12 protein-coding genes are annotated in these 15,702 nt (G+C 60.6%); 5 read left to right on the forward strand and 7 right to left on the reverse strand.

Annotated features, from left to right (window positions below; genetic code table 11):
- Positions 1 to 42: 42 nt before the first annotated feature.
- Both phnX and P7C00_RS21545 read left to right on the forward strand, forming a co-directional pair.
- A complete protein-coding gene (gene phnX, locus P7C00_RS21540; RefSeq protein ID WP_404937329.1) occupies positions 43 to 870 on the forward strand; it encodes a phosphonoacetaldehyde hydrolase in 828 nt (275 codons plus the stop codon).
- 197 nt (positions 871 to 1,067) lie between these two features.
- A complete protein-coding gene (locus P7C00_RS21545) occupies positions 1,068 to 1,622 on the forward strand; it encodes a cytochrome b (protein ID WP_346635138.1) in 555 nt (184 codons plus the stop codon).
- Here P7C00_RS21545 and P7C00_RS21550 read toward each other — a convergent pair.
- Both P7C00_RS21550 and P7C00_RS21555 read right to left on the reverse strand, forming a co-directional pair.
- A complete protein-coding gene (locus P7C00_RS21550) occupies positions 1,613 to 2,542 on the reverse strand; it encodes a 1-aminocyclopropane-1-carboxylate deaminase/D-cysteine desulfhydrase (RefSeq protein ID WP_404937330.1) in 930 nt (309 codons plus the stop codon). The genes P7C00_RS21545 and P7C00_RS21550 overlap by 10 nt on opposite strands.
- Before the next feature lie 75 nt (positions 2,543 to 2,617).
- Positions 2,618 to 4,657, reverse strand: coding sequence for an NADPH-dependent 2,4-dienoyl-CoA reductase (locus P7C00_RS21555; RefSeq protein WP_346635140.1), 2,040 nt, complete (start codon positions 4,655 to 4,657; stop codon positions 2,618 to 2,620).
- Between the two features lie 209 nt (positions 4,658 to 4,866).
- Here P7C00_RS21555 and P7C00_RS21560 point away from each other — a divergent pair, with 209 nt between their 5' ends.
- Both P7C00_RS21560 and P7C00_RS21565 read left to right on the forward strand, forming a co-directional pair.
- Positions 4,867 to 5,997, forward strand: a complete 1,131-nt coding sequence (locus P7C00_RS21560) for a carbon-nitrogen hydrolase family protein (RefSeq protein WP_346635141.1) — start codon at positions 4,867 to 4,869, stop codon at positions 5,995 to 5,997.
- 3 nt (positions 5,998 to 6,000) lie between these two features.
- On the forward strand, positions 6,001 to 7,041 hold the full coding sequence (locus P7C00_RS21565) for an AraC family transcriptional regulator (protein ID WP_404937331.1): 1,041 nt from the start codon (positions 6,001 to 6,003) through the stop codon (positions 7,039 to 7,041).
- Positions 7,042 to 7,392: 351 nt separating this feature from the next.
- Here P7C00_RS21565 and P7C00_RS21570 read toward each other — a convergent pair whose 3' ends face one another.
- Together P7C00_RS21570 and P7C00_RS21575 are read right to left on the reverse strand one after the other, a co-directional pair.
- Positions 7,393 to 8,244, reverse strand: a complete 852-nt coding sequence (locus P7C00_RS21570; RefSeq protein WP_404937332.1) for a DUF2242 domain-containing protein — start codon at positions 8,242 to 8,244, stop codon at positions 7,393 to 7,395.
- 92 nt (positions 8,245 to 8,336) lie between these two features.
- Positions 8,337 to 9,236 carry a LysR family transcriptional regulator gene (locus P7C00_RS21575; RefSeq protein WP_346635144.1) on the reverse strand — a complete coding sequence of 300 codons (900 nt, stop codon included), beginning with the start codon at positions 9,234 to 9,236 and terminating at the stop codon, positions 8,337 to 8,339.
- Positions 9,237 to 9,360: 124 nt separating this feature from the next.
- On the opposite strand from P7C00_RS21575, the gene P7C00_RS21580 reads away from it, so the two are divergent.
- On the forward strand, positions 9,361 to 10,566 hold the full coding sequence (locus tag P7C00_RS21580) for an MFS transporter (protein WP_404937333.1): 1,206 nt from the start codon (positions 9,361 to 9,363) through the stop codon (positions 10,564 to 10,566).
- Between the two features lie 113 nt (positions 10,567 to 10,679).
- On the opposite strand, the gene P7C00_RS21585 is transcribed toward P7C00_RS21580, so the two are convergent.
- The 3 genes from P7C00_RS21585 to lon form a co-directional block, all read right to left on the reverse strand.
- Positions 10,680 to 12,551, reverse strand: a complete 1,872-nt coding sequence (locus tag P7C00_RS21585; RefSeq protein ID WP_346635146.1) for a SurA N-terminal domain-containing protein — start codon at positions 12,549 to 12,551, stop codon at positions 10,680 to 10,682.
- 226 nt (positions 12,552 to 12,777) lie between these two features.
- Positions 12,778 to 13,050, reverse strand: a complete 273-nt coding sequence (locus tag P7C00_RS21590) for an HU family DNA-binding protein (RefSeq protein ID WP_011062271.1) — start codon at positions 13,048 to 13,050, stop codon at positions 12,778 to 12,780.
- A gap of 148 nt (positions 13,051 to 13,198) precedes the next feature.
- Positions 13,199 to 15,595 (reverse strand): endopeptidase La, encoded by a 2,397-nt coding sequence (gene lon, locus P7C00_RS21595; protein ID WP_102864652.1) that lies wholly within the window; start codon positions 15,593 to 15,595, stop codon positions 13,199 to 13,201.
- Between the last annotated feature and the right edge of the window lie 107 nt (positions 15,596 to 15,702).

The following is a 15,702-nucleotide window of genomic DNA, read 5'->3' on the forward strand; positions in this document are numbered from 1 at the left end:
CTTTTTTGCGAGCAAGCTCGCTCTTACACAGGCATTGAAACCATGAACTACAACAACCCTACGCAGCTGCAAGCGGCGATCCTCGACTGGGCCGGCACCGTGGTGGACTTCGGCTCCTTCGCTCCGACGCAGATCTTTGTCGAAGCCTTTGCCGAGTTCGATGTCCAGGTGTCCATCGAAGAAGCCCGCGGCCCAATGGGCATGGGCAAGTGGGACCACATCCGCACCCTGTGCAACCTGCCGGAGGTGGCCGAGCGCTACCGCAAAGTCTTCGGCCGTACGCCCACCGACGCCGACGTCACAGCCATCTACGAGCGCTTCATGCCGTTGCAGATCGAGAAAATCGCCGAACACTCGGCACTGATTCCCGGTGCCCTGGAAGTGATTGCCAAGCTGCGCGGGCAGGGCATCAAGATCGGCTCCTGCTCCGGTTACCCCAAGCAAGTGATGGACAAGGTCGTGGCCTTGGCCGCCACCAACGGCTACGTCGCCGATCATGTGGTGGCCACCGACGAGGTGCCCAACGGTCGCCCCTGGCCGGCCCAGGCCCTGGCCAATGTGATCGCCCTGGGCATCGACGATGTCGCCGCCTGCGTGAAGATCGACGACACCGTGCCGGGGATTCTCGAAGGCCGGCGCGCCGGCATGTGGACCGTGGCCCTGATCTGCTCGGGCAACGCCCTGGGCCTGACCTATGACGGTTTCCGTGCTCTGGCCAGCGACACCCTGGCCAGCGAGCGCAAGCGCATCCACACACTGTTCGAGGCTTCGCGCCCGCACTACATGATCGACACCATTGCCGATCTGCCCCAGGTGATCGCCGACATCAACCAGCGCCTGGCCCGGGGAGACATGCCCCAGAGCCATTGATCAGGCCCCTGGCCGAAGAAAAACGGCGGTGCCACTGGCTCCGCCGTTTTTTTATCGAGCATTGGCCCACCAGGGCCCTGGCACGGGCGATAAAAGCCCCTGGCGGCTCAGGCAAACCCGAGGAAAGCGGATTACAGTTACAGCACTCCGTCATTCAAGAACGGAGGCTTCAGACCTGATGACCGAGGATGGCCCGTATGCCCTGGAAAAACACTGAGTCTCGCTACAGCACCATGACAATCACCCTGCACTGGTTAACGCTGGTGCTGCTGGCGGTGGTTTACGCCTGTATCGAATTTCGCGGCATCTTTCCCAAGGGCAGCGGCGGTCGCACCCTGATTGTCGAAGCCCACTTCATGCTCGGCCTGACAGTGTTCGTGCTGGTCTGGCTGCGCCTGTTCGCGCGCACCCAGGGCGTAGCACCGAAGATCGTGCCCAACCCGCCTCAGTGGCAAAGGCTGCTGGCGACGCTCATGCACTGGGCGCTCTACCTGTTCATGATCGCCATGCCGCTCCTCGGTTGGCTGACCACCAGCGCCAAGGGCCATCAAGTGATGTTCTACGGTTTCGACCTGCCGCTGTTGGTGGCAGAGGACAAAAGCCTGGCCAAGCAACTCCAGGGCTGGCACGAACTGCTGGGTACCTTCGGCTACTGGCTGATCGGTCTGCATGCCCTGGCCGGGCTCTATCACCACTACGTGATGCGCGATAACACCCTGCAACGCATGTGGCGCAAACCGGGTCAGGCCTGATCGGCGAATCCACGGCGGCCCTGCAAGCCGCCGGTATGCACGAAGATCAACCGTGTACCCGCGGCAAAACGCCCGGCCAGGACCTGCGCCTGCAACGCCAGCAGGGCCTTGCCGGTGTACAGGGGCTCCAATGGCAAGCCGCTGTGTCGCTCGCTCAGTTGGATGAACTCCCGCAGTCCTGCATCGACCTTGGCAAAACCGCCACGACTGCTGTCCAGCAGCTCATAACGGCCACTGTTCAGCCCGGCTTCCTGCAAAATATCCGCGACCTGCTGCGCCACCCCGTGATCCGTGGGCACCGCCAGTGCGCCATACACCGGGTGCGCGCCAGCCTCCGCCAGCACCAGTCCGGCCAAGGTGGTGCCGGTACCGGCGGCCAGCCACCAAGCGTGATAGTCGCTCCAGCCCAAGGCCGGCAATTGTTGCTGCACCTGCTGTAGCAACGGCCGGCAGCCTGACGCCCCCGCCAGGCCACCGCCCCCCTCGGGCACCGGATACAGCTCGGGGTACTGTGCTTGCCAAGGCGCCCAGAAGCCGGGGGCATGGCGCTCCCGGTAACCGGCGTAACCCAGCCAGTGCACCTGCATACCGAAACGCTGCAGGTCGAGCACGGTCGGGGTGTCTTGTGGATGGCCGCGCAACAGCCCGACCGTGGGGAAGGCAAAACGCCGACCGGCAGCGGCCAGGGCATGCAGATGATTGGAATGGGCACCGCCAAGGCTGATGATGCCCGCGGCGCCGCGCTGGCGTGCGGTTGCCAGGTGTTCGGTCAGCTTGAACCACTTGTTGCCGCTGATCAGCGGATCGATCAGGTCCAGGCGCAGCACCGCCACCTCGACCCCGGCTCGGGACAGCCAGTCCAGGTCCAGCCGTTGCAGCGGGGCCTGGGGCAGCCAATCAAAGGAATCGGGAAAGGACATCGGCGTCAGGTTCACAATGCAAAGAGGCGCAGTCTACCAGTGCGCCTCTTTGCTCGCCGTGTGCCGCTGACGCCGTTACAGCTGTGCCGCCAGGCGCGAGCCCTGGTTGATGGCACGCTTGGCGTCGAGCTCTGCGGCGACGTCGGCACCGCCGATCAAGTGCACATTCTGTCCCGCCGCCAGCAGGCCGTCCTGCAGCTCACGCAGCGGGTCCTGACCGGCGCAGATGACGATATTGTCCACCGGCAGCACCTGAGGTTCCCCTGCCTCGCCGATGCGGATGTGCAGGCCGGCGTCGTCGATCTTCAGGTATTCGACGCTGTTGAGCATCTGAACCTGCTTGTTCTTCAACCCAGTGCGGTGAATCCAGCCGGTGGTCTTGCCCAGACCGTCGCCGACCTTGGTTTTCTTGCGTTGCAAGAGGAACACCTGACGGGCCGGTGCATGGGGTTCAGCCTTGATTCCCGCCACGCCGCCACGGGCTTCGAGCTGGGTGTCGATGCCCCACTCCTTCCAGAACGCTTCACGGTCCTGGCTGGTAGCCACGCCCTGGTGCACCAGGAACTCGGAGACGTCGAAGCCAATGCCGCCAGCGCCGATCACCGCCACGCTCTTGCCCACCGGCTTGCGCTCCAGCAGCACGTCCAGGTAACTCAGGACCTTGGGATTCTCCACCCCGGGAATCGCCGGCAAGCGCGGGGCGATACCGGTGGCCAGGATGATTTCGTCAAAACCGCCGGCCACCAGTTGCTGCACATCCACCCGAGTGTTCAGGCACAGCTCGACATGGCTGGTCTGCAGCTTGCGCTTGAAGTAACGCAGGGTCTCGAAGAACTCTTCCTTGCCCGGCACCCGCTTGGCGATGTTGAACTGGCCGCCGATCTCGCTGGCGGAGTCGAACAGGGTCACCTGATGGCCACGTTCGGCGGCCACGGTGGCAGCGGACAGGCCCGCCGGGCCGGCTCCCACTACGGCAATCTTCTTGATCTGCGTGACCGGCAGGTAGTTGAGCTCGGTCTCGTGGCAGGCACGGGGGTTGACCAGGCAGCTGGTGAGTTTGCCGCCAAAGGTGTGGTCCAGGCACGCCTGGTTACAGCCGATGCAGGTGTTGATCTCGTCGGCGCGGCCGGCAGCGGCTTTATTGACGAAGTCCGGATCGGCGAGGAACGGCCGAGCCATGGAAACCATGTCGGCATCACCCTCGGCAAGAATCTGCTCGGCGATTTCCGGGGTATTGATGCGGTTGGTCGTGATCAGCGGAATGCTCACCGAACCCCGCAGCTTGGCCGTGACTTTGCTGAATGCGGCGCGAGGCACCTTGGTGGCGATGGTAGGAATCCGCGCTTCGTGCCAGCCGATGCCGGTATTGATGATAGTGGCGCCGGCCTGTTCGATGGCCTGGGCCAGTTGCACGATTTCTTCCCAGGTGCTGCCGCCTTCCACCAGGTCAAGCATCGACAGGCGGAAGATGATGATGAAGTTCGGACCTACCGCCTCACGCACCCGGCGAACGATTTCCACTGGCAGGCGCATGCGGTTTTCGTAGCTGCCGCCCCAGCGGTCGGTGCGGTGGTTGGTGTGGGCCGCCAGGAACTGGTTAATGAAATAACCTTCCGAGCCCATGATTTCGACGCCGTCGTACTCGGCTTTCTGAGCCAGGGTCGAGCAGGTGACAAAGTCGCGGATCTGCTTCTCGATGCCCTCCTCGTCCAACTCCTTGGGCTTGAACGGGTTGATCGGTGCCTGGATAGCGCTGGGGGCGACCTGCTTGGGGCTATAGGCATAACGCCCGGCGTGGAGAATCTGCATGCAGATCTTGCCGCCCGCCTCGTGCACCGCACGGGTGACGATCTGGTGCTTGAGGGCCTCATCCTCGGTGGTCAGCTTGGCGGCGCCGGAATACACCCCGCCCTCATCGTTGGGGCCAATGCCGCCGGTGACCATCAAGCCCACACCGCCACGGGCACGCTCGGCAAAATACGCCGCCATGCGCTCGAAACCGCCGGGCTTCTCTTCCAGACCGGTGTGCATGGACCCCATCAGGGTGCGGTTGCGCAGGGTGGTGAACCCCAGGTCGAGGGGGGCCAGCAAGTGCGGGTAAGGTGCGGCAGCCATGGTGTCACTCCAGATCGGGCAATCACGGAAAATGTGGAAGCTCTGCGTCTTCCATCGGTAGTGCTCCACAGACTAAGAGCACAGTACCCGGCGCTCAATGACCGTAACTGACAACTTATTGATCCAAACGCACAGCGCCCCTTGGCAAGCGTCGGCCCGGGCCCTACCCTAGTCGACGAATCCTGCACACGGCCCCTGACTGTTTTCCCATGCGCAAACTTCTCTACATCACCCTCGCCCTGGCCCTGCTTGCAGCCACCACCCGCTACGCAATCTGGACCCGCGACCGTCCAGGGGCGCACTACCTGTCGGACCTGCGCATCCAGCTTGCGGTGGATCAAGGCGTCCCAGCCGATCATGGCAACCTGTTGGCGATCCAGCCCGAACTGTTTCCTACCGACTACCAGAACATCGAACGCCTGCATCGCAAACTGGCGGCCTACTTGCAGCAAGCCACTGACAAAGGCCTGGTCAACGCCAAGACCATCGTCGTGTTGCCGGAACATATCGGCACCTGGCTGATGGTCAGTGGTGAAAAGAACGAGCTGTACCAGGCCACTTCCTTGAAAGAAGCGATGAACTGGCTGGCCGTGAGCAACCCCCTGCCGTTTCTCAAGGCGTTGATCAGCGCCAGGGGCGAAAGCCGCCTGGACGATGCCTACTTGCGCATGAAGGCGAAGAAAATGGCCAGGGACTATCAGTGGCTGTTCGGCGGCCTGGCCAAGGAGTTCCAGGTGACCCTGGTGGCCGGCACCATCATTCTGCCGGAGCCCAGTGTCAGCCAGGGCAACCTGCAGATCGGTAGCGGCGCCCTGTACAACAGCAGCCTGGTGTTCGGCAGCGATGGCCTGCCCATGGGCCAGCCCCAGCGGCAGATCTACCCGACCTATGCCGAAAGCGGCTACCTAAAGGGCGATACCGATAAAGCGCTACAGGTGATCGATACCCCCGCCGGACGGCTCGGCGTACTGATTGGCAGCGACAGCTGGTACCCGGAGAACTATCGCAAGCTCAATGAGCAGAGCACTCAATTGGTGGCCGTTCCGGCCTTTGTCATGGGCCGCGACGGCTGGGACAAACCCTGGCGCGGCTACAAGAGCATCGCCACACCCAGTGAAGTCAGCCTCAAGCCCGAGGAAGCCAGCGAAGGCGAGGCCTGGCATCGCCTGACCCTCACGGCCCGCCCCCCCAGCAGCCAGGCCAGTGCCGGGGTCAGCGTGTTCCTGCGGGGTCAGTTCTGGGATCAACGCAGCAGCGGCCAGAGCTTCATCAACAGCAATGGCCAGACCTTTGCCGACGAGGGCACCCGGGGTGCTCGCTTGCTGAACATCTGGTTGTAGTCGATGAAGACGCCGACGATGCGCCTGGGAGACCTGTCGGTGGGGTTCGTCCACAGCCTGGCGGACGCAGTGCGCAGCTATGGGCTGGATCCGGCACCGTTGCTGGAACAATACGCACTGGATGCCGCCCGACTGGGGGAAGCCGGGGCACGATTGTCGATCCCCCGCTACATGCGCCTGGGCCACGGGGCGATCCAGCTGACCGGTGATCCGGCACTGGGCCTGCGCATGGGCCGTCTGAGTCGCCTGAGCCAGGCGGGCCTCGCCGGGGTGACTGCCGCGCAAGCCCCCACCGTGCGCGAAGCAGCTCGCTGCCTGACCCGTTTCGAGGCCTTGTACGGCTCCAACTATCGCGGCCAGTCGAGCTTTCACGAGGACGCCAACGGTGCCTGGTTGCGCTTTTATTCCATCAGTCCCTACAACGCCTACAACCGCTTCGTAGTGGACTCGATCATGTCTGGCTGGCTTCAACAGCTGTCGAGCCTTTGCGGCCAGGCCATTCATGCCGAGCAGATCGACATCGAGTTCGAGCGCCCGGACTATCACGACGCCTATGCCCTGCTCGGCCCAACGCCCATACAGTTCGGCGCTGAACAGAACCAGCTGCGCTTGAGCCAGGCCAACCTGGCCCTACGCAACCCGGAGCATTGCCCAAGCACCTGGCGGCATCTGCTGCAGTTATGTGAAAGAGAACTGGAACAACTGACCCGGACCCGCAGCCTGCGCGAACGCATCATTCAGTTGCTGGGCCCCCTGCTCAACGGTGGCCGAGAGCCGGACCTGGAAGAAGTGGCGATGCGCCTGAAGCTGCCGACCTGGACCCTGCGGCGCAAGCTGGCGGAAGAAGGGACGCAGTTTCGGGCGATTCTCAACGACACTCGCCGCGACCTGGCCATGACCTATATCCGCGATACCGAACTGGCATTCGGCGAGATTGCCTATCTGTTGGGCTTTGCCTCAGCCGAGGCATTTCAGCGGGCTTTCAAGCGTTGGAACGGGCAGACCCCGGGGGAATTCCGGCGTAGCCACCGACAATTCGGCTAAAAAAAACGCCACCGGCGTTACAGCTCGGTGGCGTCTTCTGCTGGTTCCAGGGGATCGAGCTCAAAAGCTTGATACTCCAGCAGTTCCTCTTGGTATTCGTCCATGGCGGACTCCTTTTCCGTTGATTGAATAACCCTGTGCCTAATGACTATCGGGACCAGCATAAAGTGCCGGGATGACAGAAAAAATACTACCCCCCCGGTCAAGATTTATGTCGTTAAAACGTAACAGCCCGTGAGAAATTTAAACGGTGGATACCCATACAACGGCAACGATTGCAGTCGAGGCCAGCGCGACGTACGTAAATGTCGGGCCGACTTTAAAGAGTCGACCCGAGCGCCCTCGAACCGATCAGTGCCCGCTGCCCGGCAGAGCGGGAATCGGCTCGGTCGGCGGCGGCAGACTGCTGGCGGGGGGTGGAGTGACGGCTTGATTGGCAGGCGCCAGCTCACTGCTGGCAGCCGGCACAATCGGCACGGCCTCCGCCGGTGGAGCCAATGGCTGGGAGAGCGTCGGCTCAGGCTCGCTCGCGGGCACCAGCGGCGCGGCGACCGCACTCGGCTCGATCACAGCGCTCTGTGGCTTGGAATCGGGAGTGGGTTGCGCCTCGGGCTTGTTTTCGGGAACGCCCAGATCAGCCTTGGGCTTCTCTTCTATATGTGCGGCCTTCTTCACTTCCTGGGGCAAAAACAGCTCGACCAGGGCGAAGTAGCGCTCATAGAACTTGGCGGACGACACCGTCTCACTGGCCACCTTGACCATGGAATCGTCGGTGGAACCGATCGGCATCGACACCGAACCCAGCACACCCACGCCAAGGCTGGCCGAGTTGTTCACCTTCTTCAGTGCATAACGGTCCTGCAAGGCGTTGGCAAACACCGTCGAACGCTGGTCGCCGCTGCCGTCCTGGGCACAGACCACATTGAAGCTGATCTCCAGATGGGTCTCACCGGTCTGCTGGAAGCTCTTGTGGCCACTGACCAGCTTCGGGTCGTTGCTGGTGATGATGTAGCCCTGGCTCAGCAGAGCCCGCCGTGCGGCCTCACAGGAAGCGGCATCACTTACCGGGTAATTGCGCGAAAAAGTGCCGGAATCATCGAAGCTTTCATGCTCGTAGATGGCGGTCTTGTGCGACGAACAGCCGGCAACAGCAGACAACAGCAACGCCGCGGCTGCGGCACGCAGATGAAATGATCTAAACATCGAAAATCCTGAGGAAAACGCTCCGGCGCATATTGTGCAACAGATCAACGCCGCACCGCGCAGGTAATTGGTGTCTTAAATTTCACACAAGTTTACTGACCGCTGTTTGCCGGAAAAAGTCGCTCGCTCAAGTGCTCGATCAACACCCGCAGCTTCGCCGCCGCGTGCCGGCTCGATGGCCACAGCACCCAGAACGTGCCGTTGTGTTCCAGGTACTCGTCGAGCACGGTCTGCAACGCTCCCCGGCGGACCGCCGCCTGCACCATGAAATCCGGCAGACAGGCGATACCCAGGCCGCTGCGGGCGGCGTGTTCCACGGCCTCGATGGAGCTGCTGGTCAAACGGGTCGGCAGCAGCGGTTCAGGCACGTGGGCCTGGGGCCTGAACGGCCACGGCTCAAGTTTTCCGGTGTGGTGAAAGGTGTGCCGCAGGCAGGCGTGCTCGCGCAGTTCCTGGGGAGACTGCGGCAAGCCCCGCTGCTGGAAATATTCGGGACTGCCCACCAGCACCATGCGAAAGCGCCCCAATTGTCGGGCCAGAAGCCGGGAGTCCTTGGGATTGCCCGTGCGCACCACCAGATCAAACCCCTCCTCCACCACATCCACCATGCGATCGGAAAGGTCGACGTCCAGCTCGATCTGCGGATAACGCTGCATGAACTCCGCCAGCACCGGCATCAACAGTCCGTGAACTTGGGGAGCACTGATTCGCAACTTGCCTACGGGCGCACTGGAGGAATCGCACAGCTGAAACTCTGCGGCCTCCGCTTCGGTGGCTATCCGGCGGCAGCGTTCGAGGAGCCCGGCCCCCTCCGCGGTCAGGCTGATACTGCGGGTGGTGCGGTGGAACAGGCGTGTCTCCAGACGCTCCTCCAGCCGCGCGATGCTCTTGCCCACGGCTGAGGAAGACACTCCCAATAGACGCCCTGCTTCGGTAAAGCTACGCGTCTCGGCCACCTGCATGAACACCGGAATACTGCCCAGCCAGTCCATTCTGTCCTCCTGCAATTAAGGACTTCTATGTCCGATAAGTTCGGAACCTTAGCCTATTTTTCCGCCATGCGCAGAGCCCTACCCTGTGAGCTTCATTTCTGCCCCTGCGCAACGGTGCCCGACCATGAGCAACTCCGCCAATACCTGCGAACTGTTACAAGCGCCCGTCGAGACCCGCGAACGCCTGCCTGTCGGCGGCCTGCTGGCTCTCGCCAGTGCCGGTTTCATTACCCTGATGACCGAGACTCTGCCGGCCGGCCTACTCCCACAAATGAGTGCCAACCTTGGCGTCTCCCCCGCACTGATTGGCCAGCTAGTGACCTTCTATGCCCTGGGATCGCTACTGGCCGCCATTCCGCTGATCATCCTCACCCAGGGTTGGCGGCGGCGCCCCTTACTGTTGCTCGCCATTGCCGGCTTTGCCGTGGTCAATAGCGTTACTGCCCTCTCCAGTGACTACAACCTGATCCTGGTGGCACGCTTCTTCGCCGGGGTCTTTGCCGGCCTGCTCTGGGCCTTGCTGGCCGGATATGCCAGCCGCATGGTGGCGCCCCACTTGCAGGGCCGGGCAATCACGCTGGCCATGCTCGGCGCGCCGGTGGCTCTGTCAGTGGGAATGCCCGCCGGAACCTGGCTGGGCAATCTGGTGGGCTGGCGCATGAGCTTTGCAGTCATGACGCTGCTGACCCTGGGCCTGATAGGCTGGGTGCTTGCGCAGGTGCCCGACTTCCCCGGTCTGCGTGCGCAGAAACGCTTGTCGCCACGTCGAGTCCTGGCCCTGCCAGGGATCAAGCCAGTGCTGTTCGTGACCTTTGCCTATGTGCTGGGGCACAACATTCTCTACACCTACATCGCCCCCTTTCTCCAGCCCCTGGGACTTGCCGGACAGATCGAACAAATCTTGCTGGTGTTCGGCCTAGCGGCGCTGCTGAGTATCTGGATCGTCGGTCTGCTGATTGACCGCTGGTTGCGTCGACTGGTGCTGCTCAGCTGCCTGCTGTTCATGGCGGCAGCGCTGCTGTTGGGGTTCCTCAGCCAGTGGCCGATGGCAACCTATGCCGCGACAGCGATCTGGGGATTGTCTTTCGGTGGCATGGCCACCCTGCTACAGACCGCGCTGGCCAAGACTGCCGGCGATCATGCCGACACGGCGCAATCGATGCTGGTCACTCTGTGGAACCTGGCCATCGCCGGAGGTGGCCTGGCCGGCGCCCTGCTACTGCAGGGACCGGGCGTGGCCACCTTCCCCTGGGTCGTTGGGGTCTTGTTGCTGATGACCTTGCTGGTGGCGTCCTGTGCCAGGCGCCAGGGTTTCCCTTCCAGCTACTGAGGCCCTGCGCACCAGGCTGCCGACGCCCCCTGGCCAGGGGCCGATGCAACCAGCAATGCAAAAAAAGACCCCGGCGTTTCGGCCGGGGTCTTTTCAACACTGCGGTTCAGGCATTAGTAACGCTTGATGTCCGCCTGGTTCTCCAACTGCTTGCGGTAGGCGGCAAAGTCTTGCTGCCCTACACGCGAGGCCAGGAAGCGACGGTATTGAGCCTTCTCTTCCTCGGTCGGCGCAGCGGCTTCATTGACGCCATTGAGCTGCAGCACCAGCAGATTGCCGTTAGGCAGGGTCACGCTGGTGAAGGTCGGCTTGTCCTTGGACTCCGGCTTGTTCATGCGGAACAACGCCTGCAGAACAGCCGGGTCGATACCGTCCTGACCACGGGTCACAGCTTGTGCGACTTTCCAGTTCTGGCCATCAACCGGCTTGTTCAGCGCGGTCTTGCCATCACGCAGGCTGGCAATCAACTCTTCAGCCTTGGTCTTGGCTGCAGCACTGGCGTGCTCCTTGGCCAATTGCGTGCGAATGGCGCTGGCGACGCTTTCCAGCGGCAGCTGCTCAGGCTTGCGGTGCTCTTTGGCACGCAGCACCACGACAGTTTCCGGGTCCAGTTCAATGGCGGTGCTGTTGGCACCCTCGTCGAGGACTTCAGTGCTGAACGCGGCTTGCACCACTGCACGGTTGGCGGCGATGCCGTCGCCACCCTCACGACCAAATGGCGCGGAGGTGTGAACAGTCAGCTTCAGGTCCTGAGCCGGTTGTGCCAGATCGGAGGCCTCGAACGACGAGTCCTCCAACTGCTTGGTCGCCTCGACAAAACGCTGCTCGACCTGCTGAGTTTTCAGGTCGCGGGTCAGCTTGTCCTTGAGACTGGCAAAGCTCGGTACTTCCGGAGCTTCGATACCCAACAGTTTGATCAGGTGGTATCCGAAGTCAGTACGCACCGGTGCCGAGACCTGATCCTTGTTCAGCGCATACAGCGCCTTCTCGAAGGTTGGGTCATAAACACCTGGACCGGCATAGCCCAAGTCACCACCGTTATTGGCCGAGCCTGGATCCTGGGAGAACTCCTTGGCCAGTGCCTCGAAGCTTTCGCCCTTGGCCAGACGGGCCTGGATCTCTTCGATCTTGGCCTTGGCCTGAGCCTCGTTCACCTTATCGTTGACTTCGATCAGGATGTGCGCGGCACGACGCTGCTCGGACAGGTTGGCAATTTCTTTCTGATACAGCGCTTGCAGGTCCTCGTCCTTGACACTGACCTGATCAAAGAAGGCGGCCTTCTTCAGCTCGATGTAATCAATCACCACTTGGTCGGGAGTCATGAACTCCTTGGCGTGCTGATCGTAGTAGGCCTTGACCTCGTCATCGGTCAGTTTGACCGCTGCCGGATCGGCCTTGATGCTCAGCGAAGCGAAATCACGGGTCTGTTTTTCCAGACGAGCGAACGCCAGTACCTGAGCGTCGGTGACGAAACCACTGCCCGCCAGACCGGCACGCACTTGGCCGATCAGCATTTCCTGAGCCAGCATCTGACGGAATTGCAGACGGGTGTAGCCCAGCTGACGAATCACTTGATCGAAACGCTCAGGGCTGAATTTGCCTTCAACCTGGAACTCCGGCGTCTGCAGGATCACCTGGTCCAGCGCGCCTTCGGAGAAGGCAAACTTGGAATCCTGTGCACCTTGCAGCAACAGCTTGCGGTCGATCAGCCCTTTCAGAGCGGCTTCGCGCAGCATCTTCTCATCCAGCAGGGAGGCATCGAAGTCTTTGCCCAACTGTTGCATCAGTTGACGACGTTGCATGTCGACGGCCTGGCTCAACTCGTTCTGAGTGATTTCCTCGCCGTTGACCTTGGCCGCGTCCTGGTTATGGGTAGTGGCCTTGAAAATGGCATCGAAACCGGTCAACGCCAGCAGTGCGACGATGACCCCGATGATGGTTTTGGCAATCCAGCCTTGTGAATTGTCCCTGATATTCTGCAGCATGCGTCCCCCAGAAACGGCTGTACTTCAATTTAAGCAACCGTGGAGCGTGGGTAGAGTCCGGATAGAAGAAAGGCGCATCCGAGGATGCGCCTTCTCGTAACTGGCGGAGCGGACGAGAGCTGAACCTGCGACCCTCGGCGTTGGCCGGTGATGCACCGGCCTACTGGCGCCCCGCTGCCAGATCAGGCATGACCCCGACCCGGATGGGCAAAGACCCTGAAGAAACTTAGTTTACGGCTTCTTTCAGTGCTTTACCGGCTTTGAAACCTGGCTTTTTAGCGGCAGCGATTTCCAGAGTCTTACCGGTCTGTGGGTTACGACCGATACGAGCTGGACGATCAGTTACGGAGAAAGTACCGAAACCAACCAGAACAACAGAGTCACCGGCCTTCAGAGCGCCAGTAACGGATTCGATTACTGCGTCCAGCGCACGGCCAGCAGCAGCTTTCGGGAGATCAGCAGATGCAGCGATAGCATCAATCAGTTCCGACTTGTTCACTCTAAGTCCCCTTATATATCTATGAGTATGATTCTAAGTTTTTTGGTGAAAGCAAAAACGAGTGCTGAATGGCCTACAGACACTTAAGAGCCGCTTTATAACAAGGGCTCTAAAAAGCTGTCAAGGAAGCCCCCCAGGCTAATGCGTACTAATGCGTGCTAATTCTTTCCTTAGAGTCAGACTCGCGTTTTTCGTCCTTTGCAACTATCTCGGGAGCCACATCCGGCAAGGGCTCCGGCGCGTATTGCAGCGCAATTTGCAGGACTTCGTCAATCCATTTAACTGGTTTAATCTGCAGATCCTGCTTGATATTGTCAGGAATTTCTTTCAAATCGCGAACATTCTCTTCAGGAATGATCACCGTCTTGATTCCACCCCGATGAGCTGCGAGTAATTTCTCTTTCAGCCCGCCGATGGCCAATACCTGACCACGCAAGGTGATTTCCCCCGTCATCGCCACATCAGCCCGCACCGGAATGCCGGTCAGCGCTGAAACCAACGCCGTGCACATGCCTATGCCCGCGCTAGGACCGTCTTTAGGGGTGGCCCCTTCCGGCATGTGGATGTGGGTGTCGCGCTTCTCGTGGAAGTCCAGGGGGATGCCCAAGCTCTTGGCACGACTGCGGACCACGGTCAGCGCGGCAGTGATCGACTCGACCATGACATCCCCGAGGGAACCGGTCTTGATCAACTGGCCCTTGCCTGGAACCACAGCGGCTTCGATCGTCAGCAACTCACCACCCACCTGAGTCCAGGCCAGACCGGTCACCTGACCGATCTGATCCTGCTGCTCGGCCAGACCGTAGCGGAATTTACGCACACCCAGGAAGTGCTCCAGCAGGTCGGAAGTGACCTTCACCGAGAAGCGCTTTTCCATCGCATGCTCTTTCACCGCCTTGCGGCAAACCTTTGCAATCTGACGCTCCAGGCCCCGTACACCGGCTTCACGGGTGTAGTAGCGGATGATGTCGCGAATCGCATCAGGGTCGAATTCCAGCTCGCCTTTCTTCAGCCCGTTGGCCTGAATCTGCTTGGGCGACAGGTACTTGACCGCGATGTTGATCTTCTCGTCCTCGGTGTAGCCCGGCAGACGAATCACCTCCATCCGGTCCAGCAACGCTGGAGGAATATTCATCGAGTTGGAGGTGCAAAGGAACATCACATCAGAGAGGTCGTAATCGACTTCCAGATAGTGATCGTTGAAGTTGTGGTTCTGCTCAGGGTCCAGGACCTCCAGCAACGCCGACGCCGGATCACCGCGCATATCACTGCCCATCTTGTCGATTTCATCGAGCAGGAACAGTGGGTTGCGAACGCCAACCTTTGTCATCTTTTGAATCAATCTTCCTGGCATCGAACCGATGTAAGTCCGACGATGCCCACGGATTTCCGCTTCATCACGTACGCCACCCAGAGCCATACGCACAAACTTACGGTTGGTCGCGTTGGCGATCGACTCTGCAAGGGAGGTCTTACCCACCCCAGGAGGACCAACGAGGCACAACACCGGACCACGAATCTTCTTAACGCGCTTTTGTACGGCGAGGTATTCGAGAATCCGCTCTTTGACCTCTTCCAGACCATAGTGGTCGGCATCGAGAATATCTTCGGCGCGGGCCAGGTCGAGACGCACCTTGCTCTGGGCCTTCCAAGGCACCTGAACCAGCCAATCGATATAGGAGCGAACCACAGTCGCCTCGGCAGACATCGGCGACATCTGCTTGAGCTTGTTGAGCTCGGCCTGAGCCTTGGTCATGGCGTCTTTTGGCAAGCCGGCGGCATCGATGCGCTTCTTCAGCTCTTCGATTTCATTGTGACCTTCGTCACCATCGCCCAGCTCTTTCTGAATGGCCTTCATCTGCTCATTCAGGTAGTACTCGCGCTGGCTGCGTTCCATTTGCTTTTTGACGCGGCCACGAATGCGTTTTTCCACCTGCAGCAGATCGATCTCGGCATCCAGCAATGCCAGGACATGCTCGACCCGAGCAGACAAATCGATGATCTCGAGGATTTCCTGCTTCTGCTCGATCTTCAACGCCATATGCGCGGCCATGGTATCCACCAGGCGGCTTGGCTCGTCGATGCTGTTGAGGGAGGACAACACCTCGGCAGGAACTTTCTTGCCCAGTTGCACATATTGTTCGAACTGGGACAGCAAGCTACGAACGAACACTTCCGACTCACGATCAGGAGCATCCACTTCATCAATCAGGGAGACTTCTGCGCGGCAATGGCCATCAACTTCGCTGAAGCGCTCTACAGCACCGCGCTGTTCACCTTCAACCAACACCTTGACGGTGCCGTCAGGCAGCTTGAGCAACTGCAAGACAGTCGCAATGGTACCTACGCGATAGAGTGCATCTTCACCGGGATCGTCATCAGCAGGGTTTCTCTGTGCCAGCAAGAGAATCTGCTTGTCGCCCGTCATCGCTGCCTCAAGGGCTTCGATAGACTTCTCGCGCCCCACAAACAGCGGGATAACCATGTGCGGATAAACCACAACATCACGCAATGGCAGGAGAGGCAATTCGATGGTTGTCTTCATGATTTCGCCTCTACGGCGGCCGTACGGCCGTAAACAGATGGAAGTAAGCTTGAAACCAAGATGGGGGCTGCCTGTAAAAAAAACAAGCTTAAAGACAGCACTTTAAG

This window comes from Pseudomonas sp. JDS08PS003 (genome assembly GCF_045013505.1).
Lineage (GTDB): Bacteria > Pseudomonadota > Gammaproteobacteria > Pseudomonadales > Pseudomonadaceae > Aquipseudomonas > Aquipseudomonas protegens_B.

Coding starts and splice junctions, on each gene's coding strand:
- phnX (WP_404937329.1), top strand. CDS start 43: ATGAACTACAACAACCCTACGCAGCTGCAAGCGGCGATCCTCGACTGG.
- P7C00_RS21545 (WP_346635138.1), top strand. CDS start 1,068: ATGCCCTGGAAAAACACTGAGTCTCGCTACAGCACCATGACAATCACC.
- P7C00_RS21550 (WP_404937330.1), bottom strand. CDS start 2,542: ATGTCCTTTCCCGATTCCTTTGATTGGCTGCCCCAGGCCCCGCTGCAA.
- P7C00_RS21555 (WP_346635140.1), bottom strand. CDS start 4,657: ATGGCTGCCGCACCTTACCCGCACTTGCTGGCCCCCCTCGACCTGGGG.
- P7C00_RS21560 (WP_346635141.1), top strand. CDS start 4,867: ATGCGCAAACTTCTCTACATCACCCTCGCCCTGGCCCTGCTTGCAGCC.
- P7C00_RS21565 (WP_404937331.1), top strand. CDS start 6,001: ATGAAGACGCCGACGATGCGCCTGGGAGACCTGTCGGTGGGGTTCGTC.
- P7C00_RS21570 (WP_404937332.1), bottom strand. CDS start 8,244: ATGTTTAGATCATTTCATCTGCGTGCCGCAGCCGCGGCGTTGCTGTTG.
- P7C00_RS21575 (WP_346635144.1), bottom strand. CDS start 9,236: ATGGACTGGCTGGGCAGTATTCCGGTGTTCATGCAGGTGGCCGAGACG.
- P7C00_RS21580 (WP_404937333.1), top strand. CDS start 9,361: ATGAGCAACTCCGCCAATACCTGCGAACTGTTACAAGCGCCCGTCGAG.
- P7C00_RS21585 (WP_346635146.1), bottom strand. CDS start 12,551: ATGCTGCAGAATATCAGGGACAATTCACAAGGCTGGATTGCCAAAACC.
- lon (WP_102864652.1), bottom strand. CDS start 15,595: ATGAAGACAACCATCGAATTGCCTCTCCTGCCATTGCGTGATGTTGTG.